22 protein-coding genes are annotated in these 22,732 nt (G+C 69.8%); 14 read left to right on the forward strand and 8 right to left on the reverse strand.

Annotated features, from left to right (window positions below):
• Positions 1 to 76 precede the first annotated feature (76 nt).
• The 7 genes from pheT (at position 77) to ccsA (ending at position 10,323) form a co-directional block, all read left to right on the forward strand.
• Positions 77 to 2,608 carry a phenylalanine--tRNA ligase subunit beta gene (gene pheT / locus ABJF88_00975; GenBank protein ID MEP0545483.1) on the forward strand — a complete coding sequence of 844 codons (2,532 nt, stop codon included), beginning with the start codon at positions 77 to 79 and terminating at the stop codon, positions 2,606 to 2,608.
• A 68-nt stretch (positions 2,609 to 2,676) separates the two neighbouring features.
• The gene (locus ABJF88_00980; GenBank protein MEP0545484.1) at positions 2,677 to 3,039 is read left to right on the forward strand and encodes a hypothetical protein; all 363 of its coding nucleotides are present in this window, start codon (positions 2,677 to 2,679) and stop codon (positions 3,037 to 3,039) included.
• Positions 3,040 to 3,064: 25 nt separating this feature from the next.
• On the forward strand, positions 3,065 to 3,361 hold the full coding sequence (locus ABJF88_00985) for a cell division protein ZapA (GenBank protein ID MEP0545485.1): 297 nt from the start codon (positions 3,065 to 3,067) through the stop codon (positions 3,359 to 3,361).
• Positions 3,362 to 3,799: 438 nt separating this feature from the next.
• Positions 3,800 to 5,494 (forward strand): ribonuclease Y, encoded by a 1,695-nt coding sequence (gene rny / locus ABJF88_00990; protein MEP0545486.1) that lies wholly within the window; start codon positions 3,800 to 3,802, stop codon positions 5,492 to 5,494.
• Positions 5,495 to 5,624: 130 nt separating this feature from the next.
• Positions 5,625 to 6,959 (forward strand): hypothetical protein, encoded by a 1,335-nt coding sequence (locus ABJF88_00995; GenBank protein ID MEP0545487.1) that lies wholly within the window; start codon positions 5,625 to 5,627, stop codon positions 6,957 to 6,959.
• On the forward strand, positions 6,956 to 7,582 hold the full coding sequence (locus ABJF88_01000; GenBank protein MEP0545488.1) for a glycerol-3-phosphate acyltransferase: 627 nt from the start codon (positions 6,956 to 6,958) through the stop codon (positions 7,580 to 7,582). Before ABJF88_00995 ends, ABJF88_01000 begins: the two co-directional genes overlap by 4 nt.
• Positions 7,583 to 7,836: 254 nt before the next feature.
• On the forward strand, positions 7,837 to 10,323 hold the full coding sequence (gene ccsA / locus ABJF88_01005) for a cytochrome c biogenesis protein CcsA (GenBank protein ID MEP0545489.1): 2,487 nt from the start codon (positions 7,837 to 7,839) through the stop codon (positions 10,321 to 10,323).
• A 53-nt stretch (positions 10,324 to 10,376) separates the two neighbouring features.
• Here ccsA and ABJF88_01010 read toward each other — a convergent pair whose 3' ends face one another.
• The 6 genes from ABJF88_01010 to ABJF88_01035 form a co-directional block, all read right to left on the reverse strand.
• The gene (locus tag ABJF88_01010) at positions 10,377 to 10,826 is read right to left on the reverse strand and encodes a hypothetical protein (GenBank protein MEP0545490.1); all 450 of its coding nucleotides are present in this window, start codon (positions 10,824 to 10,826) and stop codon (positions 10,377 to 10,379) included.
• Positions 10,827 to 10,940: 114 nt separating this feature from the next.
• Complete coding sequence (locus ABJF88_01015; GenBank protein MEP0545491.1) at positions 10,941 to 12,050, reverse strand: metal ABC transporter permease; 1,110 nt, start codon at positions 12,048 to 12,050, stop codon at positions 10,941 to 10,943.
• Positions 12,047 to 13,249 carry a metal ABC transporter permease gene (locus ABJF88_01020; protein MEP0545492.1) on the reverse strand — a complete coding sequence of 401 codons (1,203 nt, stop codon included), beginning with the start codon at positions 13,247 to 13,249 and terminating at the stop codon, positions 12,047 to 12,049. The genes ABJF88_01015 and ABJF88_01020 overlap by 4 nt, the downstream gene beginning before the upstream one ends.
• A 33-nt stretch (positions 13,250 to 13,282) precedes the next feature.
• Positions 13,283 to 14,035: a metal ABC transporter ATP-binding protein gene (locus ABJF88_01025; protein MEP0545493.1), complete on the reverse strand. Its 753-nt coding sequence runs from the start codon at positions 14,033 to 14,035 to the stop codon at positions 13,283 to 13,285.
• A complete protein-coding gene (locus ABJF88_01030; GenBank protein ID MEP0545494.1) occupies positions 14,032 to 14,985 on the reverse strand; it encodes a zinc ABC transporter substrate-binding protein in 954 nt (317 codons plus the stop codon). Before ABJF88_01030 ends, ABJF88_01025 begins: the two co-directional genes overlap by 4 nt.
• Entirely contained in the window at positions 14,982 to 15,644 is a 663-nt protein-coding gene (locus ABJF88_01035) for a metal-dependent transcriptional regulator (protein MEP0545495.1), read from the reverse strand. Before ABJF88_01035 ends, ABJF88_01030 begins: the two co-directional genes overlap by 4 nt.
• An 86-nt stretch (positions 15,645 to 15,730) precedes the next feature.
• On the opposite strand from ABJF88_01035, the gene ABJF88_01040 reads away from it, so the two are divergent.
• Complete coding sequence (locus ABJF88_01040; protein MEP0545496.1) at positions 15,731 to 16,474, forward strand: transporter; 744 nt, start codon at positions 15,731 to 15,733, stop codon at positions 16,472 to 16,474.
• On the opposite strand, the gene ABJF88_01045 is transcribed toward ABJF88_01040, so the two are convergent.
• Positions 16,458 to 17,642, reverse strand: coding sequence for a hypothetical protein (locus tag ABJF88_01045; protein ID MEP0545497.1), 1,185 nt, complete (start codon positions 17,640 to 17,642; stop codon positions 16,458 to 16,460). The two genes, ABJF88_01040 and ABJF88_01045, sit on opposite strands and share 17 nt — an antisense overlap.
• 130 nt (positions 17,643 to 17,772) lie before the next feature.
• Here ABJF88_01045 and ABJF88_01050 point away from each other — a divergent pair, with 130 nt between their 5' ends.
• The 6 genes from ABJF88_01050 to ABJF88_01075 all read left to right on the forward strand — a co-directional run bounded on the left by ABJF88_01050 (position 17,773) and on the right by ABJF88_01075 (position 21,411).
• Positions 17,773 to 18,582, forward strand: coding sequence for a tetratricopeptide repeat protein (locus ABJF88_01050; protein ID MEP0545498.1), 810 nt, complete (start codon positions 17,773 to 17,775; stop codon positions 18,580 to 18,582).
• Between the two features lie 10 nt (positions 18,583 to 18,592).
• Complete coding sequence (locus ABJF88_01055; GenBank protein MEP0545499.1) at positions 18,593 to 19,003, forward strand: thioesterase family protein; 411 nt, start codon at positions 18,593 to 18,595, stop codon at positions 19,001 to 19,003.
• Positions 19,003 to 19,458 carry a MaoC family dehydratase gene (locus ABJF88_01060; protein ID MEP0545500.1) on the forward strand — a complete coding sequence of 152 codons (456 nt, stop codon included), beginning with the start codon at positions 19,003 to 19,005 and terminating at the stop codon, positions 19,456 to 19,458. The genes ABJF88_01055 and ABJF88_01060 overlap by 1 nt, the downstream gene beginning before the upstream one ends.
• Positions 19,459 to 19,589: 131 nt before the next feature.
• A complete protein-coding gene (locus tag ABJF88_01065; GenBank protein ID MEP0545501.1) occupies positions 19,590 to 20,417 on the forward strand; it encodes an SDR family oxidoreductase in 828 nt (275 codons plus the stop codon).
• Between the two features lie 13 nt (positions 20,418 to 20,430).
• Positions 20,431 to 20,967, forward strand: coding sequence for a YfiT family bacillithiol transferase (locus tag ABJF88_01070; GenBank protein ID MEP0545502.1), 537 nt, complete (start codon positions 20,431 to 20,433; stop codon positions 20,965 to 20,967).
• A gap of 36 nt (positions 20,968 to 21,003) precedes the next feature.
• Positions 21,004 to 21,411, forward strand: coding sequence for a hypothetical protein (locus ABJF88_01075; protein MEP0545503.1), 408 nt, complete (start codon positions 21,004 to 21,006; stop codon positions 21,409 to 21,411).
• Here the strand turns inward: ABJF88_01075 and ABJF88_01080 are convergent.
• Positions 21,408 to 22,718: an ectonucleotide pyrophosphatase/phosphodiesterase gene (locus tag ABJF88_01080; protein ID MEP0545504.1), complete on the reverse strand. Its 1,311-nt coding sequence runs from the start codon at positions 22,716 to 22,718 to the stop codon at positions 21,408 to 21,410. The genes ABJF88_01075 and ABJF88_01080 overlap by 4 nt on opposite strands.
• Between the last annotated feature and the right edge of the window lie 14 nt (positions 22,719 to 22,732).

Below are 22,732 nucleotides of genomic sequence, written 5' to 3' on the forward strand. Positions count from 1 at the left end.
ACGCCCCGTACCGTACAGACGCGACATGTCGCGTCTCTACCTCGAAGCCGACTCGACCCCCGAATCATCCTCCCCCATGAACATCTCTTACAACTGGCTCTCCGACTACGTCGACCACGGCCTCGCGCCCGACGAACTCGCCGACGTGCTGACGATGGTCGGGCTCGAAGTCGAGTCCGTCGAGGGGCGCGGGCGCGACCTCTCGGGCGTCGTCGTCGGGCATGTCCTCGCGACGCGGCCCCACCCGAACGCTGACCGGCTGACGCTATGCGACGTGGACCTCGGGAGCGGCGGCCCGGTGCAGATCGTCTGCGGCGCGCCGAACGTCGCGGCAGCGCAGAAGGTCGCAGTGGCGACGGTCGGGACGACGCTGCTGCTGCCCTCGCGGAAGACGGGCGAGCTGGAGCCGGTGACGCTCGGGCAGGTGAAGCTGCGCGGCGAGGAGTCGAACGGAATGATCTGCGCCGAGGACGAGCTCGGGCTCGGCACCGACCACGCAGGGATTATGGTACTGGACGAGGATGCCCCCGTCGGACAGCCGTTCGAGCGCTACCTCCGCGAGCGCGGCGTGCCGGTGCGCGACGTGACGATCGACGTCGCGATCACGCCGAACCGGCCGGACGCGACGAGCCACCTCGGCGTGGCGCGCGACGTGGCGGCCGTGACGGAGAAGCCGCTGATGAAGCCCGAGGTCGACGTGCCGGAGGGCGGCGGGAAAGCGGCGAAGGCGTTCGAGGTCGAGATCGAGGCCCCGGCCGTGTGCGGGCGCTACGTCGGGATGCTCGTGCGCGGCGTCACCGTCGGCGAGTCGCCGGCGTGGCTCAAGGCGCGGCTCGAAGCGGTGGGCCTCCGCCCGCGCAACAACGTCGTCGACGTCACGAACTACGTGATGCACGAGGTCGGGCAGCCGCTCCACGCCTTCGACTTCCAGACCCTCGCCGGGGCGAAGATCGTCGTCCGGCAGACGGAGGGCGAGACAACGTTCACCACGCTCGACAGCGTGGAGCGCACGCTCCCGGCCGGAACCCTGATGATCTGCGACGCCGAGACGCCGGTGGCGATCGGCGGCGTGATGGGCGGCGAGAACTCCGAGGTCACCGACACGACGACCGACGTGCTCATCGAGAGCGCATACTTCGACCCGACCTCGATCCGCAAGACGGCGAAGGCGCTCAACATCCAGACCGACGCCTCGTACCGCTTCGAGCGCGGCGTGGACCCGGCCGGGCAGGCGTGGGCGGCGGCGCGCGCGGCCCACCTCATCGTGCAGCTCGGCGGCGGCGAGATCGTGCCCGGGATTGTGGACGAGCGGCCCGTCACGCCGGAGACGCGCGAGATCACGCTCCGCCCGAAGCGGCTCGCTCACGTCCTCGGCGCCGAGATCCCGCTCGACGAGATCAAGCGGCTGCTCACCGCCATCGGCTTCGAAGTCGGCGACCCCGGCGTCGCCGGGTCGATGTTGGGCCGCGCCCTCCGCTCGGGCGTTGTCGAAGGCGAGGAGGCGAAGATCGGGATGACGTGCGTCGTCCCGACGTTCCGGCCGGACGTGGAACGCGAGATCGACGTGATCGAGGAGGTCGCCCGACTGTGGGGCTTCGACCGGATCCCGACACCGCCGCGCACGGCGATCCCGTTCACCCCGCCCCGGCCCGACCGCGAGGCGCAGCTCCGACAGCGGGCCGAGGGGCAGCTCGTCGGGCTCGGCTTCCGCGAGCTGTACACGAACAGCCTCCTCCCCGTCCGCGTCGCCGAAGCGTTCGACGCGGCGGAGCTCGTCGGCGTCGAGATGGCGCCGGCCGTCACCGTCAACGCGATCAGTCGGGAGATGGCGGCGCTCCGGCCGAGCCTGCTGCCGGGCTTGCTCGGCGCCCTCGCCTACAACCAGAACCGCGACGGCGGGCCGCTCCGCTTCTTCGAGTTCGGCCACGTCTACGGCCGCGCCGACGACCCGACGAACCCGGTCGAGGGCTACCACGAGCACCCGTCGATGATCCTCGGGATGAGCGGCCCGGCCCAACTCGCCGGACCGGACCGGGACGAGCGGGCGGTGGATTTCTACGACTTGAAAGGCGTCGTCGAACTCTTGCTCCGCGCGCTCGGGATCGACGGCGTCGAAGAAGTCGCTGCGCCGGAGGCGAACGAGCGGACGGCGTACCGCCTCTTCCTCGAACACGACGGGCAGCGGCTCGGCGTGCTCGCGCGCACGTCGGACGCGCTCGCCGAGCGGTCCGATCTCCAGGAGCCGGTCTACTTCGCCGAGTTGAACTGGGAGACGATCGCCGCCGCGGCCACGGCCCGGCCGCCGACGCGCTACGTGCCGATCTCGCGGGCGCCCGCCGTGGACCGCGACCTCGCCGTGACGGTGGACGCCGATACTCCCGTCGGCCCGCTCCTCGCGACGATCCGCGCGGCCGGCGGCGGCCTCCTCCGCGACGTCCGCGTGTTCGACCTCTACGCCGGCGACCGCATCGAGGCCGGGAAGAAGAGCGTGGCGTTCGCGCTCCGCTTCGGCGCCGAGCAGACGCTGACGGACAAGGTCGTGGACAAACGCGTGCGCGCGATCGTGGACCGGCTCGGCCGCGAGCACCGCGCCGAACTTCGGCAGTAATCGCCCCCGCTGCGCCGCCGCCGTGTCGGCGTCACCTGTATATTTCGGCTCGCCCACTCCCTCTCGCCATGAGCACTCCTCCCTCCTCCGACCCGGCTGCCACCGCCTCGTCCGACGCCGGGCTTCCCGCGTTGGAGCGGCTGCGCGGGCGGATCGAAGCGGCGGCGGCGGAGATCGAGCGACTGCGCTCGGCGAATGCTGCGCTCTCCGATCGCGTGCAGGAGCTCGCCGCGGCCGACGTCGCGCGCACGGACGGCGACGCCCTCCCCACGCTCACGCTCGAAGGCGACCCGGCCGAGCTCCGCAAGAAGGTCGAGAGCTTCATCGAAGCCATTGACCGGATGCTGGCCGAGCCCGCCACCCGCGACACGCCCGCCGAGACCGAGGCCGCCGAAGCCAACGGCGAGCCGTCGCCGGAATCCGCCGGCTGATCTTTCCCCACCTTTCGATCCCTTTATGTCTTTGAAGTCGCTTCGCGTCGAGATCCTCGACCACGAGTACCCGCTGCGCGTAACGGAGCAGGACGAGGCGTTCACGAAGCGGCTCGCCGCGTACGTCGACGGACGGATGCGCCAGGTTCAGGGCGAGATCAGCGGCGTATCGGACCTGACGTACGCCGTGCTCGGGGCACTCGCGATCGCCGAAGAGCTGCACCTCGTCCGCGACGAGCTGCAGCAGCTCCGCGCCTCCATCGGCACCGATGCCGACGCCCTCGCCGACCGGCTCGACGCTGTGCTCGACGCCGACGTGTGACGAGCGCCGGTCCTCACCCTCCTTCAACGAATCCCAAAGGAGTCGCCGGAACTCCCGGCCGTCTCTTCTCTATATAAGGCCGTGCTCGCCGATGGCCGCTGACGGGGCTCCTTGATCCCGGCTCCGGCGAGCCCCCATCACCGGTCTGCAGCCCTGTTATAAGAGCCTGACACCTAGAAAAATGGGAGCCACCCTTCGGGTCTGACCTCCAGGCCACCCCCCGATTCGTCGGGGCGCCCGCGTTCGCGCGAGCACCGTGGAAGGAAAGAGGGCCCGAGCGGCACCCACTGTGTACTGAAGAGGCTTCTTCATACACCGCGCTGTAGGCTGGTGTCCTTTTCGCCGCGCCGTCCCGATTCGGGGCCTGCCGGCACTGCACCACGCGCCCCGGAAGCGAGACCGCTCGTCCGGGGCGTTTTTATAAGGCCTCCTCACGCTATGGACTCTGCCGTCCTCCTCTCCCTCGCTGCGGCCCTCGTCGCGCTCGGCCTCGGCTTCGTGCTCGGCCGGCTGACGTGGGTCGGGCGCGCCGGGCGACGGCTCGATGAGGCGGCGCGTGAGGCCGAGGCCCTCATCGAGCAGGCGCAGCAAGAGGCCGAGACGTTCCGCCAGCAGCACGTCGTCACGGCGCGGGATGCGCTCGAAGCCGAGCGGCACCGGCTGGCGACCGAGGCGCAGGAGCAGAAGTCCAAGTTCCGCCGTATCCGCCACAAGCTCGACGCCCGGCAGGAGAAGCTCGCCCGCCGCCTCAAACGGATCGGCCAGCGCGAGGACGCCGTCCAGAAGGCGCTCGACGCCGTGGACGCGCTCCGCGCCGAGGCCGACCACCGCAACACCGAGGCCGAAGAGCTGCGGGCGAGCGTGCAGAAGCTCGCCAAAGCCGTCGGCAGCCGGCAGCAGGAAGTCGCCGCCCGCGAGCGCGACGCCGAGGCGCTGCGCGAGTCGCTCGCCGCCAAGCACGTCCGCCTCGACCGCCTCGTCGGCGAGCACATCCGCAAGCTCGAAGCCGTGACGGGCATCTCGAAGCAGGAAGCGCTCGAGCGGCTCATCGAGGAGCTGGAAAACGAGGCCAAGCTCGAAGCCGCCGCCGCCATCAAAGAGATCCGCGACGAGGCGAAGATGACGGCCAACCGCGAGGCGCGGAAGGTCGTCCTCACGGCGATCCAGCGCACGGCCTCCACCCACACCATCGAGCACACCGTCTCCGTCGTCCAGCTCACGAGCGACGACATGAAGGGGCGGATCATCGGGCGCGAGGGCCGCAACATCCGCGCGTTCGAGGCCGCCACTGGCATTGAAGTCGTCGTGGACGACACGCCCGAGGCCGTGCTCCTCTCCGGGTTCGACCCCGTGCGCCGCGAGATCGCGAAGGTGGCGATGGAGCGGCTCGTGCAGGACGGCCGCATCCACCCCGCCCGCATCGAGGAGATCGTCGAGAAGACGCGGGCGGAAATCGAGGAGGACGTGATCGAGGCGGGCGAGCAGGCCGTGATCGAGCTCGGCCTCCACGGACTGCACCCCGAGCTGGTTCGGCTCGTCGGCCGGATGAAGTTCCGCTTCTCCTACGGGCAGAACCTCCTCGCGCACTCGATGGAGGTCGCCCAGCTCGCCTCGCTGATGGCGGCCGAACTCGACCTCGACCCGCGCAAAGCCCGCCGCGCCGGGCTGCTACACGACATCGGGAAGGTCGTGGAGGGCGAGTTGGAGAGCCCGCATGCGATCGTCGGGATGGAGTGGGCGCAGCGTTACAAAGAGCACCCCGAGGTCTGCAACGCCGTCGGCGCGCACCACGACGAGATCGAGATGACGTCGGCGCTCTCCCCCATCGTGCAGGCCGCCGACTCGATCAGCGGCGCGCGGCCCGGCGCGCGGCGCGAGGGGCTGGAGAACTACGTCCAGCGGCTGAAGGCGCTCGAAGAGGTCGCCCGCGGGTTCGACGGCGTGCAGCGGGTCTACGCGATCCAGGCCGGCCGCGAAGTCCGCGTGATCGTCAACCACGACCTCGTCTCCGACGCCCGCGCCGACCAGATGGCGCGGGAGATCTCGAAGAAGATCGAGCACGACCTCCAGTACCCCGGCCAGGTCAAGATCACCGTGATCCGCGAAGTCCGCGCCGTCGCTTACGCGAAGTAGGCAGGGACGGCGGGGCAGACAGAGGGCATGGCGCGCCGCGTTATTTTCCCCGGCGTCTCCGCTATCTTGCGACGGACCCGAGCCGCCCCGGCGTCGCGGTCGCCCGTCTCGTCCCCGTCCGAACGTCGCCATGCCCCACGCCGACCCTGCCGGCGCTCCCGAGCAGGCCGCCTCCGAGGCGGCCGGACTGTACTTCGGCACCCCGCGCGCGCTCGGGGCTCAGGGGCAGCGCATCCTCTGCAACACGGCCGCGCGGTTCTTCAACGCCGAGGCGGACCTGCTCCGGGCCGACGCCCTCGGCGACGCCCTCGCCTCGCTCCCGTCGGACATCGCGGATGACTTCCGGGACGGCCATCTCTCCAGTCTCCTCCTCAGCGACGACACCGCCCTCCTCGCCGGCCCCGCCAGCGATTCGCCGTTCGCGCTCCGCCTCCGCAAGCCCCGCATCGCCGACACCGCCCGCGTGTTCGATGCCTTCGCCGAGGCCATGCGCGTCGGCGTCGCCGAGAGCCGGCGGCGCGGGTTCACCGACGCCACGCGGACGCTCGGCGACGGGCTCATCGGGCTCGCCGTCGCGGGCTACCTCGCCGAAGACGCCTACGCCGAGGCCGCTGTGCTCTACCTCCTCGACCTCTTCGGCAAGCTCCGCTCGGCCACGTTCGAGGGCGAGCCGTTCACGACGGGCCTCCTCTTCGTCGGCTCCTCCGGCGCCCACGCCGAGCGGGAGCCGACGGCGACGCCACTCACGCGGCCCCTCGCGCTCTACGACGCCCAAGGCATCGACAAGCGGTTCTGGTTCATGGTCGACGGGCGGGGGACGTACTACGTCTGCGACCGCAGCCTCCGCGTCAGCCACGCCTTCGCTGTGCCGCCCGGCTCGGGCGCGGCGCGGCAGTGGCTGGAGCACCGGCTCAGCGCGGGCGAGGCCCTCTTCCGCGTCACGAGCCGCAGCGAGTTCTGCGTCAGCACCCCCGACGGGCTCGACTTCTCGTACCACAACGACACGTGGCGCCTCCGCGACTACCGCGCGATCTACGGCGCCGTCATCGGCCGGCTCGGCTGCTCGCGCACCTTCCTCGACGCCCTCCTCCCCTTCGTCCTCAAGCTCTCGAACCGCCACCTCAGCGCCCTCGTGTGGATCCCGGCGGAGGGCGGGCTGGAGCGCGTCCACCTCAAAACGCGCAACCGGCTGCTCACCGAGCCGGTCTCCCTCTTCGACGCCGCGCGGCGGTCGTTCCTCACGCGGCAGCTCACGAGCGATGGGGCTACGATCATCGCGACGACGGGCGACGTGCTGGGCTACGGCTGTATCGTCGACACGGGGCGGGAAGCGATCCAGGGCGTCTACGGGACGGGCGAGTTGACGGCCCGCCACCTCAGCCGGTTCGGCGTCGCCATAAAAGTCTCGCGCGACGGGCAGGTGCAGATCTACACGCAGCCCGACGCCCCGGCGGTGCAGCTATGACGCTACTCGCCTCCGTCCTCGTCGGCTGGCTGATCGGCTCGATCCCGACGGCCTACCTCGTCGTCAAGCGCCGCCACGGGCTCGACGTCCACCTCGAGGGCTCGGCGAACGTCGGGGCGAACAACGCCTACCGGACGACGGGGTCGAAGCGTATCGGAGCGCTCGTGCTCGCGCTCGACGCGCTGAAAGGGATCGCCGCCGCCGCCGCAGGTTGGGCCGTGGCGACCGCGCTCGGGGCATCGGATCCGTACTGGTCGAAGAGCGTGGCCCTCCTAGGCGCGATTGCTGGGCACAACTACAACCTGTGGCTCTCGCTCTCGTCGGGCCGGCTCGCGGGCGGCAAAGGGCTGGCGACAGCGGCGGGCGGCTTCCTCCTCGTGACGCCGCTCCTCGTGCCGGCGTGGGGCCTGCTGTTCCTCGTCGGCCGGTGGGCGTTCGCGACGTGGCGCGGTGTGCGGGACACGATCTTCGGCAACGTCGTCGCCACCGTGCTCGTGCCGTTCGCGGCCTGGGGCCTCTACGGCGCGGCGGGCTTCGTCGTCGTGCTCGCTTTCGCCGCGCTCGTCCTGCCGAAGCACGTCGGGCAAGTGCGCGCGTTGTGGTATTCGGGAGCCGAGACCTGACGGGCACGACCTCCCCCGCTTCACCCGTTTACCTCGCGCCCCCCCTCGGATCCCCGGCCCGCTAACCCCCCGCTCCACCAGGAGCGCGCAAAAAACGATGAATCCGGCAGATATACCCAGATTTTTTCGTATGCTAGCGGTCCCCCGGCGCGGGGATAGGAACGGCTCGATTCCCGTGAGGTATCCGCTGCCGGACGGACGCTGGCCCCCGGGCCGTCCGCCCCGTCGCTCGCTCAACGTCATCGCCTAGAGTCATGATTGGAACGGTTGGAAGCCTCTTCATCCTCGTCGCTCTCGTGGCGACCGTCCTCGCCGGCGTCGCCTACTTCAAAGTCGCCCAGGGAACGGCCGACGAGGCGTGGTGGAAACGCATCGGGCGGCAGGCATGGTTCGTCTCGCTCGGCACGAGCGTCGTCGCGTTCGGGCTGTTGGTGTACCTCTTCGGGACGCACCAGTACCAGTACGCCTACGTCTACGCGAACTCGTCGAACGACCTCCCGACGTACTTCACGCTCTCGGCGACGTGGGCCGGGCAGGAGGGCTCGTTCCTGCTGTGGATCGTCTACACCGCCGTCCTCGGCGCGCTCCTCATCCGTTGGGGCTCGCGCCCGGCCGAGGGCCGCGACCTCGAACTCCGTCGGACGTTCGAAGCGCCCGTCCTCGCCGTCTTCGCGCTCTGCCAGGGCTTCCTCCTCTCGATGGTCGCCGGCGTCGACTTCGGCGCGTTCGCGATCGGCGTTTCCCCGTTCCAGACCCTCGCCGCGAAATTCCCCGAGGCGCCCGTGCTCCAGCAGGCTGGCTACGTCCCGCCCGACGGCAACGGCCTCAACGACCTCCTCCAGAACTACTGGATGACGATCCACCCGCCGACGCTCTTCACGGGCTTCGCGGCGATGACCGTGCCGTTCGCCTTCGCCGTTGCCGCGCTGTGGAAGAAGCAGTACACGCAGTGGGTCCGGCCCGCGCTGCCGTGGACGCTCTACGCCGTGCTCGTGCTCGGCGTCGGGATCGTGATGGGCGGGTACTGGGCGTACGAGACGCTCTCGTTCGGCGGCTACTGGGCGTGGGACCCCGTCGAGAACTCCAGCCTCGTGCCGTGGCTCTTCGGGATCGCAGCGATCCACTCGATGATCGTGCAGAAGAAGAGTTCGGCTGGGCACAAGAGCGCGCTCATCCTCTGCATCGCCTCGTTCATGTTCGTCGTCTACTCGACGTTCCTCACGCGCAGCGGCATCCTCGGCGACGTGTCAGTCCACTCCTTCGTCGACCTCGGGCTCTACAACCAGCTCCTCCTCTGGATCCTCTCGATGGGCGTCGTCGGCTTCGGGCTCTTCGCGTACCGCTACCGGGAGCTGCCGGTGCCGCGCACGCCGCCCGCTACGCTCAGCCGCGAGTCGATGATCTTCACGGGCGCGCTCACGCTCTGCCTGATGGGCCTCGTCATCATCGTCGGCACGAGCGCGCCGATCCTCGGGCGCATCTTCCGCGACAACCCGGCGGGCGTGGCGATCTCGTTCTACAACACGTGGACGCTCCCGCTCGCCGTCATCGTCGCCTCGCTCGCGGGCCTCGGGCAGCTTTTCTGGTGGAAGAAGATGACGGTCGAGAACGTGAACCGCGCGCTCCTCAAGCCGCTCGCGCTGACGGTCGTCTCCGTCGCCGCCGTGCTCGTGCTGACGCCGTTCGTGCCGATTACAACGCCCGCGCCCACCGCCGTCGCGGCGGCCCCGGCGGCGGCCATCGAGGCCGGGATCGGCGGCGGCGTCGAGGGATTCTGGGCCGGCTACGGGCAGAGCTTGCTGCTCCTGCTTCTCATCTTCGCCGCGTTCTTCGCCTTCTACGGCAACGCCGCCGTGCTCTGGCGCATCGCGCGAGGCAACCTCAAGCTCGCCGGCGGCTCTATCACCCACGTAGGCTTCGCGCTGATGCTCCTCGGCATCGTCGCCTCGACCGTCTTCAACGACCCGATCTCGGACGGGCAGGGCGCCGACATCCGCGGCGACCGCGACAACTTCATCCTCCAGCAGGGTGAGGCGCGCAACATCGAAGGCTACACCGTCCGCTACGACGGCAAGCACTTCAACGACCGCGGCCGGACCGTCTACACGCTCGACTTCACGACGCCCAACGGCCGGCAGTTTCAAGCAGAGAACGTGGTCTACCACAGCACGAGCGAGCAGTGGATTCAGCACCCCCACGTCGAGAACTTCGCGGAGCAGGACATCTACGTCGCCCTCTTCCCGAGCGCGATGATGGACAGCGGCGGGAGCGAGAACGCCACACCCGGCCAGCTCCTCCTCCGCCGCGGCGACACCGCCCCGCTCAGCGACGGCGCCTACACCGTCGAGTTCGTCCGCTACGATCTCGAGCCGACCGTTGAAGGCATCCCGACCGACTCGCTGGACCTCGCCGTCGGCGCGGAGCTGAAGGTGACGAACACGGCGACAGGCGAGGCGCGCACGATCTCCCCGGTCTACCTCATCCTCGCCGACCGCAGCCAGCAGTACGTCCAGAACTCGATCCCTGACTGGGGCTTGGGCTTCTCGTTCACCGGGATGCGCGTGGAAGACGACGCCGTCCAGCTCACGATCGAGGGGGCCGACACGGCGCCGACCGACTGGGTGGTGGTGCAGGCGTACCGTAAGCCGTTCATCAGCCTGCTCTGGCTCGGGACGATCGTCCTCGCCATCGGCTTCACGCTCTCGATTGTCCGCCGCGCACAGGAAGGACGAGGCCGCTAGCGAACAGGCAGGGCTGCGTTAGCCCACGGACGCGTTAGCTCAGAGGTAGCGGTTCAGGCGGTAGCCTGGAACGTCCCGGACGGAGCGTTGTCGTCGGTCAACAGGCCGACGGTGCGTTGCAGCACGTCGCGGAGCGACACGATCTCACTCTTGAGCCGGTCGAGGCGGCGGCTCATTTCCTCGGCTCCGCAGAACTTCCACATCGCCCGTCCTTTCCCGGTCAGCCACACGCTGCGGCCCTCTTTCGAGGCGATGCGCGTGACCAGTTCCTTCTGCTCCAGGGCGTCGAGCGCATCCTCGATGTGATCCGCGTGGAGCCGCTCGGCGATGCCGGGCTCCGATACGCCGTCGGAAGTCCAGAGCATCAGGAGCACACGGCGCTCGTCCGCGCTCAAGCTGACGTCGTCCATCTGCGGGCACAGCGTAGCGACGAGGTCGTTCGAGGCCGAGAGGGCTGTTCCGAGGTATTCGTCTAGTAGGGCGACCTGGGCGGGATCACTCATGGCGGCGGGATCAATTACAGGAATCGTTCGGGGAAAGCATAGCGTGTATAGGGACTAAATCTAAAAAAGTGACAAGCCCTCTACTATCAGGGATTTCCCCAGACCCCACTACCGTCAATCCACCATGGATTCCCGTGCGTACGCGCGCCCTTCCGCAGTGAGGGCAAGGCGATCTACCCTGCGAACGACGTAGCCATCGCGCACGGCGGCCTCAACGGCGAGCTTCGCGAGGTCGGGCGTCCAGCGGAGGTGTTCTTGCAAATGCGGCACCCGGCACTCGCGATCCTCCTGCGGCGTGCCCTCGTGGTGGAGCAGGTGGACGGCTAGCATTTTCTCGGCGAAGGCCCGCCGCCGCGTCCGCCGCCGCCGCGCGAGGGCCACGAGCCCGCGCTCGGGCGCAAACGCGAACGTGAGCGCGAACGCGAGCCCCGCAGCGGTCGCCATCGAGCCGGCTATTGACGAATCCAGCCCACGGGCCATCCAGTAGCCCGCGACGGCGCAGAGCACGCCGAGGCCCGCGCTGAGGCCGAGCATCACCGTCAGCCGGTCCGTCAGCAGGTACGCCGTCGCCGGCGGCGCAATCATGAGCGCGACGACGAGGATCGACCCGACGGCGTCGAACGCACCGACGGCGGTGACGGAGACGAGCGTCATCAGGCCGTAATGGAGCGCGACCGGGGCGAAGCCGAGCGCGGCGGCTAGCCCGGCATCGAACGTGGAGAGCTTGAGCTCTTTGAAGAAGGCCACGATGAACCCCAAGTTGAGCAGGAGGACCGGCCCCATCACCCACAGCGCTTGTGGGCCGAGATCGGTCCCACCGACGACGAAGCGGTTGAAGGGCGCGAACGCGAGTTCGCCGAGGAGCACGGCGTCGACGTCGAGGTGGACATCGGAAGCGAAGCGGGCGATGAGGACGACGCCAAGGGAGAAGAGCACGGGGAAGACGAGCCCGATCGCGGCGTCCTCCTTCACGCGCCCCGTCCGGCTCAGCGCCTCGATCAGCACGACGGTCAGCACGCCCGTCGCGGCGGCGGCGACGATGAGGAGCGGGCTCGCGAGGTCTTCCGTGACGAAGAAGGCGAGGACGAGACCCGGCAGGATCGCGTGGCTGATGGCATCGCTCATGAGCGACACGCGGCGGAGCACGAGGAAGACGCCCGGTAGAGCGCAGGCCGCAGCCGTAACGGCGGCGATCAATTGGATTTCGAGTTGACCCTGTGTCATGGGGGTAGTCCGTGGTCCGTGGTCCGTGGTCCGTGGCCCGTGGTTCTCCGCCCGCTGCCCTCTGCTTTCTGCCCGCTGCCCTCTGGAATCCGGGCGAAGGCGCGGGCCGCGCTCAATCCCTGCTCGGTGAGCGTCCAGCCCCGGTCATCGTGGGAGGCGACGAGGCCGCGCGCAGCGAGCGCTTCGAGCCCCGGCACGACGCTCTCCGGCCGCGCCGTCATCGTTTGCAACGTGGCGACGGGGTGCGGGTGGTGCGGGTTCTCGGCGTGCTGGAGCGCGAGGGTGTACAAATCTTCGAGCACGCCGATCTCGCGGAGGTTCGTCCGGTTGCGCCGGGCGCGCAGCCACGCGGCGATCAGCCCCCGGCGCGGCGCGAACGCGAGGGAGACGACGACGAGCACGCTCGCGCAGAGCACGATCGTCGGGCCCGTCGGGAGCTGTGTCGTCGTGGCGCTGATCACGGCCCCGCTCGCCCCGGCGAGCGCGCCGAAGAACGCCGCGAGCCCCATCATCACCCCGAGCCGGTCCGTCCACTGCCGCGCCGCCGCCGCCGGCGCGATCAGCATCGCGCTCATCAGCACGACGCCGACCGTCTGCAATCCGATTACAATCGCGATGACGATGAGCGTTGTGAGGGCCACGTCGAGCCGCCGCATCGGGAGGCCGAGCGTGGAGCCGAACGCCGTGTCGAAGGCGAGCAGCTTGAACTCCTTCCAGAACGCCAGCGTGACGACGAGTGCCGCTGCCCCGAGCGCCGCCATTACGACGACGTCGCGCGTGACGAGCGCCGCCGCCTGCCCGAACAGGAACGAGTCGAGCCCGGCCTGATTCCCCGCCGGCTGCCGCTGAATCACGACGAGGAGCACGAGCCCGAAGCCGAAGAACACGGAGAGCACGATTCCGAGCGCCGCGTCGAACGGAATCCGCGAGCGCCGCACGACGCCCATCACCGCGAGCGTCCCGACCCACCCCGCGAGCGCCGCGCCGATGACGAGCACGAGCGGGGCCTTGCTGCCGGTGAGCAGGAACGCGAGCGCGATGCCGGGCAGCGCCGCGTGGCTGACGGCGTCGCCGAGGAGCGACTGCCCGCGCAGCACGGCGTACGTCCCGAGGGACCCGCTCACGATCCCGAGCGTCGCCGCGCCGAGCGCGACGGTGCGGAGCGTGTAGTCGAAGAGGAGGTCGTGGAGGAGGTCCATCGGTTCACGGTAGGGGCACGGCGTGCTGTGCCTCTACGGTTCGGCCACCGCCGCGGCTTTGATGAACGGGACGCGCCCGCCGTAGGTCAGCCGGAGGTTCGCCTCGGTGAACACCTCGTCGACGGGCCCGGCGGCGATGCGGCGGACGTTGAGCAACAGCGCCCAATCGAAATATTCCGGCACGGTCTGCAGGTCGTGGTGGACGACGACGAGGGTCTTGCCCGCCTGCCGCAACTCTTGCAAGAGCGTCACGATCGCCCGCTCCGTCGTCGCGTCGACGCCCTGGAACGGCTCGTCCATGAAGTAGACCTGCGCGTCCTGCACGAGCGCGCGGGCGAGGAAGACACGCTGCTGCTGCCCGCCGGAGAGCTGCGAGATCTGCCGATCCGCGAAGTCCTGCATTCCAACTTTTTCGAGTGCCGCGAGCGCCTGCCCACGCTCCCGTTTTCCTGGGCGGCGGAGCCAGCCGAGCCGGCCGTAGAGCCCCATCATCACCACGTCGAGCACACTCGTCGGGAAGTCCCAGTCGACGGAGCCGCGCTGCGGGACGTACGCGACGAGCTGCCGCTGCCGGGCGTAGGACTCGCCGTAGATCAGCGTCTGCCCCGCCGCCACGTCCGTCAGCCCGAGCATCGCTTTGATGAGCGTCGTCTTCCCCGCCCCGTTCGGCCCGACAATCGCGAGCAGCACGCCTTCGGGCACGGTGAGATCCACGTCCCACAGCACGGGCGCATCGCGGTAGGCGACGGTGAGGTCGGTGACTTCGATCGCGGGCGTCGTCGTCATCGCTGCGCCACGGGCTCACCGACGAGCGCGTCGACGATCGTGCTCACGTTGTGGCGGATCATCCCGACGTAGTCCTCGGCCCCGGAGCCTGTGCCGCCGAGCGCATCCGAGTACAGGTTGCCGCCGATCTCGACGTCGTGCCCGCGCGCGCGGACCGCCTCGCGGACCGCCTCAATCGAGCGCGCCGGGACCGACGACTCGACGAAGAGCGCCGGGACTTCCCGCTCGGCGACGAACGCGGCGAGGTTTTGCACATCCGCCGTGCCCGCCTCCGTCGCCGTCGAGATACCCTGCAAACCGTGCACGTCGAAGCCGTAGGCGCGGCCGAAGTAGCCGAACGCATCATGCGCGGTGACGAGGATGCGCTGCTCGGCGGGCAGGCGCTCCACCTCACTGCGGACCCACGCATCGAGGCTGTCGAGCCGCTGTTCGTACGTGGCGGCGCGAGCGCGATAGCTGTCCGCGTGCGCCGTATCGAGCGCGGCGAGGCGTTCGGCGACGGTCCCGACGGCGTCGCGCCACATCGACACGTCCATCCACACGTGCGGATCGTAGTTGCCGGCGAACGCGGGCGGCGACGTGAGTTGGCTCCGGTCGATGTCGTCGGTCACGGCAGCGGCGCGGTCGCCGAGCCGTTCGAGCACGTCGACCATCTTGCCTTCGAGGTGGAGGCCGTTGTAGAGGATGAGGTCGGCGGCGGCCATCCGGCCCACGTCGCCCTCGCTCGCTTTGTAGAGGTGCGGGTCGACGCCGGCCCCCATGAGCCCGACGACCTCGACGCGGTCGCCACCGACTTCCCTCGCGAGGTCGGCGACCATCGACGTGGTCGCGACGATGCGGACGGGCCGCTCGCTGAGGGAACGCGACGTGCTCGCATCGGGGCCGCACCCGGCGAACGAGGCGGCGAGCGGGGCGATGAGCGCGAGCAGGAGGAAGCGGAGCAATGTCATGCGAGTTGGAGGTCGGTAACGAGGATGAAGCGGGCGGCTTTGCGCCCCACGGTCCGCTCGGCCCCGCCGACGCGGATGGTGAGCGGGCCGTCGAACGGGGCGACGGCGAGGACTTCGAGCGGCGTCTGCGGATAGAGGCCGAGGTCGCCGACGTAGCGCAGCAAGTCAGCGTCGTGGTCGCTCACCTCGGCGACGATGCCCTGCGTTCCCGCTTCGAGTTCGGCGAGCGGGACGGTGACGATTTCGGCGATTTCGAGGTCGAGCGTCGGGATCGGCGCGCCGTGCGGGTCGACGGTCGGGTGGCCGAGGGCGGCGTCCATCCGCGCTTCGAGGTCTTCGGAGAGCACGTGCTCGATCCGCTCGGCCTCGGCGTGGACGCGGTCCCACGGGACGCCGAGCGCCTCGTGCAAATACGTCTCGATGAGGCGGTGGTGGCGGATGACTTCGAGGGCGATCCGCTCGCCGGCAGGCGTGAGCGCGACGCCGCGGTAGGGCTCGTGCGTGACGAGGTTCATCCCCGCCAACTTCTTCACCATCCCCGTCACCGACGCCGCCGTGACGTCGAGCCGCTCGGCGAGGGCCGAGGTCGTGACGGCGGCCTCAACCCGGCCGAGGTCGTAGATCGTCTTGAGGTAGTCCTCGACCGCTTGCGTGTGCATGGGAGCGCGAAAGTTGATCGGGGCCAATTTCAAGTTTAGCTTTGCCTAAATCAAGTCTTCGCCTCCCCAACACTCCGACAGCGCCAATGTTCCGCCTCCTCGTACTCGCACTCCTGTGCGGCTCGGCTGCCGCCGCCCAGCCCCTCCCTGACCTCGTCACTGACCGGCCGGACTTCACCGAGAGCGCCGTCGTCGTCCCGCTCGGCTACGTGCAAGCCGAGGCCGGCGTGAGCTTCATCGACAATGGTCCCATCGACAGCTTCAGCGGCCCGGAACTGCTCGTCCGGTGGACGCCACTCTCCCGCGTCGAACTCCGCTTCGGTGCACCGGACTACATCGCCACGGACGACGCCGACGGTTTCGGCGACCCGTCGCTCGGGACGAAGGTGCAGTTCGGCCCGTTCGCGCAGTGGGACCTCGCGGTGATTGCGACGGCCTCGCTCCCCGTCGGCGACGACGCCTTCAGCAGCGGCACGATCGATCCCGACGTGATCGTGACGACCGCGCTCGCGGCGAGCGACTACCTCGCATACGGCGGACAGGTCGGCGTGGGCCGCGACGGCGCGGCCGACCTGTGGCTCTTCGATGCCACCCTCGTGCAGAGCGCGAGCTTCCCAGAAGACGCTCCCCTTTTCTTCAACGAACGGTGGGGCGCTTTCATCGAGCTTGCCCTGACCGTGCCCGAGCGGGGCGGGGCCGCCCTCCTCCAGCATATGGGCGGCACGTACGCGCTCTCCCCCAACACCCAACTCGACTTCCACTTCGGAACGGGCCTGACGAACGCCGCGCCGACGAGCCTGTTCGGTGTGGGACTTACGGTGCGGAAGTAGCCGACGGGTCGATGGTTTGGAACGTCGAGTCGACGGCCTCGGGCGTGTCGATCCAGTCGGCGACGAAAATATTCGTGTCGCGGCTCGGCGTGCGCGTCGCGTTGCGGTTCGAGGCGAAGACGAGGCGGTCGCCGCTGAACGAGAACATCGGGAACGCATCGAACGTGCCGCTGTGCGTGACCTGCTGCAGCCCCGTCCCGTCGAGGTTGACGAGGAAGAGGTCGAAGAGCCGGCCGCTCTCGGTGTGGTGGTTCGAGGCGAAGATGATGCGCTCGCCGGAGGGGTGGAAGAACGGCGCCCAGTTCGCGCCGGGCAGGTCGGTCACGCGGACGGCGTTCTGCCCGTTGGCGTCAGCGACGTAGAGGTCGAGCTGCGACGGCTCGACGAGGTCGCGGCTGAGGAGGTCGCGGTACTTCTGCGCGGCCTCGCCCTCGGGCCGGCTCGCGCGCCAGACGATCTGCGAGCCGTCGGGCGAGAAGAACGCGCCGCCGTCGTAGCCGAGCGTGTTCGTGAGTTGGATCGTCTCCCCGGTCTCCATGTCGTAGCGCCAGAGATCGAGGTCGCCAGAGCGCGTCGAGGTGAAGATGACGTAGCGGCCGTCGGGGCTGACGGTGGCCTCGGCGTCGTAGCCCTCGCCGCCAATGAGCACCTCGCGGTTCGAGCCGTCGGGGTCGGCGACGTAGATGTCGAAGTCGGGGTAGATGGCCCACGCGTAAACGCCGGGTGCGGTCTCCGGCGGAGCGGGGCACGCGGGGTCGCCTGCGACCGTGGACGCGTAGACGATGCGGTCGTCGGGGAAGAAGTAGCCGCACGTCGTCCGGCCCTGCCCGGAGGAGACGAGGGCGTACTGCGTGCTGTCGCCGAGCGCGGTGCCGTCGGCGTTCATCACAAACTGCTGGTCGCAGCCCTGCGGGTTGATCGCGCTCCAGTCGCTCTGGAAGATGAGCTGATCGTTGTCGAAGCTCCAGTACGCCTCGGCGTTGTTGCCGCCGAAGGTGAGCTGCCGGATGTTGCGGAGGTGCACTTCGCCGGCGAAGCGGAGCGTGTCCGCCGCCGGGTCGTAGACCTCAGCGTCGGCATCGACGCGTTCGACCTCGCAACCGGTACCGAAAGCGAGCGGGAGCAGGAGTACGACGAGAGCGAGGGGAACGTGGCGAAGCAAGCCCATAGGGGTAAACTTTGGAGGGAAGGCGGGGTACAAGTCCGGGCCTCAACGCGGCCCCGGCCGCGGAAGTTGCGGCACACGCCCCCTCCCCCGCCACCTCTCATTCGCATATTCTCCGGCCCTTCTTCCGCCCATGCAGTCCTCGCACGAACAAGCCGTTATCGACTTCGACCGCGACGTCCTCCACGCCAGCCGCGAGCGCCCCGTCCTCGTCGATTTCTGGGCCGCGTGGTGCGGCCCCTGCCGCGTCCTCGGCCCGGTGCTCGAAAAGCTCGACGCCGAGGCGGGCAATGCGTGGACGCTCGTAAAAATCGACACGGAGGCGAACCCGGAGATCGCGGCGCACATGGGGATTCGCGGCATCCCGGCCGTGAAGCTGTTCGTCGATGGGGGCGTCGTCGCCGAGTTCACGGGCGCGCTCCCCGAGGCCGCCGTCCGCCGCTGGCTCGACGAGCACCTCCCGAGCCCGCAGCGCGAGCAGTTCGCCCGTGCCGAGGCGCTCCTCGCGGAGGGGGACGAGGCCGAAGCCCGCGCCCTCCTCGAATCGGTTCTCCGCGACGCACCCGACGACGAAGCGACCCGCGCCCTCCTCGCCCGGCTCCTCGTGTTCGACGAGCCGGAGCGCGCGGCCGACTTCGTTAACGGGCTGTACACCCCCGAGGCCGATGCCGTCCGCACGCTCGCCCGCTTCCTCGTCCTCCCTGACGATCCGACCGCGCTCGACGACGCGCCCGTACGCACCGACTACCTCGCCGCCGCGTCCACCCTCCGCGACGGCGACGCGGACGCGGCGCTCGACCGGCTCATCGCGATCGTTCAGCGTGACCGTAGCTTCGACGACGACGGCGCGCGGAAGGCGGCCGTCGCCCTCTTCGTCCTCCTCGGTGACGAGGACCCCGTCGTGCAGCGGCACCGGCCCGTGTTCAACCGCTCCCTCTACTAACCCCCGCCCCGTGCCCGCTCTCCTCCACACCACCCGCCTCCCCGTCCGCTGGGGCGATCAGGACGCCCTCGGCCACGTCAACAACGCGACGTACTTCACCTACTTCGAGCAGGCCCGCATCGAAGCGCTCGACCGCGTCTTTCCCGACGGCTGGGCTGACGGCGGCCCCATCCTCGCCGCCATCAGCTGCGATTTCAAGCGGCCGATCCACTACCCGGCGACCGTCGTCGTCCGCGTCTACGGCGGCGAACCCGGCAGGACCTCGTTCCCCAACTCGTACGAGTTGACCGTCGAGGGCGACGACGAGACGGTCGTCGCGACGGCCGAGGCGCGGCTCGTATGGGTCTCGCAGGAAACGGGCCGTCCCGTGCCGATTCCCGACGCCCTCCGCGACGCGCTCACCGCCGAGTCCCCCGCCTGATGACGGACTACACGCTCGCCACCCTCTCCGATTTCGTCGGCCGCGAACTCGGCGTCTCCGACTGGCTGACCGTCGATCAGGCCCGGATCGACGCCTTCGCGGAGTGCACGGGCGACCGGCAGTGGATCCACGTCGACCCGGAGCGCGCGCGCGAAGGCCCGTTCGGCACGACGATCGCGCACGGCTTCCTCACGCTCTCGCTCCTCCCCACCCTGCGCGGGCAGATCGGCGTCGCGCCCGAGGGCGTGGCGCAGGTGCTCAACTACGGCGCGGACCGCGTGCGCTTCCTGACGCCGGTGAAAGCGGGCGCCCGCATCCGCGTCCGCGTCACGCTCGTCTCCGTCGAGCCGAAGGGGCCGGGCCGCACGCTCGTCAAAACCGAAAACACCGTCGAGATCGACGGCGAGGACCGGCCGGCGCTCGTCGCCGACACCCTCGCGCTGATGATCGCGTAAACGGGCGTGTCGGGCGCGGTGCTCGTCCCAATCAGGGCAGACACAGAGGTCTGCCCCTACGGGTGCCCGGGATGTGGCGTATGCCGTAGCTTCGTCGATCTCTTCCCCCTCCACCCTCCCTCCCGCCCCCCATGCTCTTCGAGAATCAGGTCGTCGTCATCACCGGAGCGGGGCGCGGGATCGGGGCCGCGGCCGCACGCGGGTTCGCGCGCGAGGGCGCGTCCGTCGTCGTCAACGACCTCGACGCGGAGCCGGCCGAGGCCGTCGTGCGCGAGATCGAAGCGGCGGGCGGGGCGGCGCTCGCCGTGCCCGGCAGCGTCACCGACGACGGCTTCCCCGAAGCCCTCCTCGAACGCGCCGTCGAACGCTTCGGCAAGCTCAACGTGCTCGTCAACAACGCCGGATTTCTGTGGGACGGCATGCTCCACACGATGACCGACGAGCAGTGGCACGCCGTGCTCGCGGTCCACACGTTCGCGCCGTTTCGGATGATCCGCGCCGCGGCGCCGTACCTCCGCGAGCCGGGCAAACAAGCGCTGGCTGCGGGAGAGCCGATCTCCGAGAACCGCTGCATCGTCAACATCTCGTCCACGAGCGGGCTGCACGGAAATGTCGGGCAGGCCAACTACGCCACCGCGAAGATGGGCATCGTCGGGCTGACGAAGACGGTCGCGAAGGAATGGGGTCGGTTCGGCGTGCGGTGCAACGCCGTCGCCTTCGGCTTCATCGACACGCGGATGACGCGGCCGAAGGAGGACGGCGAGACCATCGAGGTCGCGGGCACCGAGATCACGCAGGGCATCCCCGAGGCGATGCGCGGTCGGGCGTTCACCGCGAACCCGCTCGGCCGCCCCGGCACCGACGACGAGGCGGCTGGCGGCATCCTGCTCATGGCCTCACCCCTCGCCGGCTACGTCACCGGCCACACCCTCGAAGTCACCGGCGGCGCCGGCATCTAATCTCCCCAACCGCATGGACGACCTCCGCTACCCCCTCGGCCGCTTCGAGCACGATGGCCCTGTCTCCGACGCCGACCTCGCCCGCTGGATCGCGGACATCGAAGCGCTGCCCGCCGCCCTCCGCGCCACCGTCGCCGGGCTCGACGACGCGCAGTTCGACACACCGTACCGGCCAGGCGGCTGGACCGTGCGGCAGGTCGTCCACCACGTCGGCGACAGCCACCTCAACGCGCTCGCGCGGTTCAAGCTCGCCCTCACCGAGGACACGCCGACGATCAAGCCCTACGCCGAAGCCCGGTGGGCCGAGTTGGTCGATCACGCGCTCCCCGTCGAGCCCGGCCTCGCGCTCGTCGATGCCGTGCACGCGCGGTGGGTCCCGATCCTGCGCTCGCTGGACCGCGACGATCTGGCGCGGACCTATATCCATCCCGAGCGCGACCGGACGCTGGCACTCGATTGGACGGTGGGGATGTACGCGTGGCACGGCCGCCATCACGTCGCCCACGTCACCGCGCTGCGCGAGCGCGAGGGCTGGAGCGCGCCGTCGTAGCTTGAGCCGTCCCCCTCCCGCCTCACCCCCACGGCCATGAATGACTACGAACGCATCGCCGAACTGATCGAGCAGGGTCAAAAGATCGAAGCGATCAAGCTGCTGCGCGAGAACACCGGCGTTAGCCTCGAAGAAGCGAAGGCGCAGATCGAGCGGCTGACGGCCGAGGCGGTCGGGCAGGTCCCGCCTGCCGAGCGGCCCGGCCTCGGCACGAAGGGCCTGCCGGAAGACGTGCTGGCGCTCGCCCGCGCCGGGCAGAAGCTCGAAGCCATCAAGGTGCTGCGCGAGCGGACCGGGCAGGGCCTCAAGGAATCGAAGGAGCAGATCGAAGCGGCCATGGGCGATACGCCGGCCTCGGCGAACTCCCGCGCAGTCGTCATCGCCGCTCTCATCGTGGCCCTTCTCGTCGCGCTGTTGGGCGCCGTGCTCCCGCTCCTCCTCTAGCGCAGCGCCGGAGCCAGCACGGTCGCGTCGCCATCGATGTCGGGGTTCGGGCGGAGGCCGAGAAGCGCCGTGAGGAACGGGTAGATGTGCACGTTGTCGAACGCGGCGATCCGCCCCGCTGCCGCGACCTGCGGCCCGGCGGCGAGGAAGATGCCGCCCATCGTCGAGTCTTCCGGGGCGTAGCCGTGCACACCGCCCCACGGCCGCTCGAAGTGGCGCGGCAGCCCAACGAGCACAGGCCGCTCGGCGACGAGGATGAGCGGCGGGGTGCGCGGGCTCGTGCCGAAGTGCCAGCCCTCCGGCAGTTCGTCGCGGGTGTAGGAGCGGACCGTCGGCGGGAGCGCGACGTCGAGGAGCACGTCGAGCGAATCGGCGGCGGCTTCGTCGAGCCAGAGCATGAGTTCGGGGCCGGCCGTGAGCGCCTGCACGTCGTCGGGCAGCGTCACGTAGTCCGTGACGACGACGGCCTGCCCCGCATCCGGCTGCGCCATCCCGTGATCGGAGACGAGCACGACGTTCACGTCGTCCCGCCCGTCGATCCGTTCGATCCCGTCGAGGAGTCGGCCGAGCGCGGAGTCCACGCGGGCGACGGCGTCGGCGACCTCGGGGCTGTCGGGGCCGTGGCGGTGCCCGGCCCCGTCGACGGCGGAGAAGTACAGCGTCAGGAGGCGGGGCCGCCGGGCGTCGGGCAGGCTGAGCCACGCGAGCGCCGAGTCCACGCGCGCCTCGTACGTCACGTCATTATCGTACGGCTTCCACGTCGTCGGCCGCACGCCCATCACCGGGGCCTCGGTCCCGACCCAGAAGTACGACGCCGTGACGAGGCCCTGCGTCTCGGCCGTCACCCAGATCGGCTCGCCGCCGTACCACCGCCCGTCGCCGACGGCATCGCGGTCGCGCATCGAGTACGTCGCGTCGAAGCCGGGGTCGTAGATCGTATTCCCGACGAGGCCGTGGCGGTCGGGATACATCCCCGTGGCGATGCTGTAGTGGTTCGGGAACGTGAGCGTGGGGAAGCTCGGGACGAGCGCATCGGCGCGGACGCCTGCTTCTGCGACGCGGTCGAAGTTCGGCGTCGGGTAGCGGTCGAGGTAGTCGTGGCGGAACCCGTCGAACGAGACGAGCACGACGGTCGGGGCGTCGCGGTGCGCGGGCGCGTTCGTGCCGCCGCTGCCTTCGGGGAACGCAAGCCGCTCGGGCGCGGTGGCCCCGCCAACCGGCGACGTGGGGACGGACGGCGCGGTGGCGGGTGACGGAGCGCACCCGGCGAAGCAGAGAGCGGCGAGAAGGGTGAGGGCAAAGCGCATAAGGCGTCGTACGA

The sequence above is a fragment of the Rhodothermales bacterium genome (genome assembly GCA_039944855.1).
In the GTDB taxonomy this organism is placed as follows: domain Bacteria; phylum Bacteroidota; class Rhodothermia; order Rhodothermales; family JANQRZ01; genus JBBSMX01.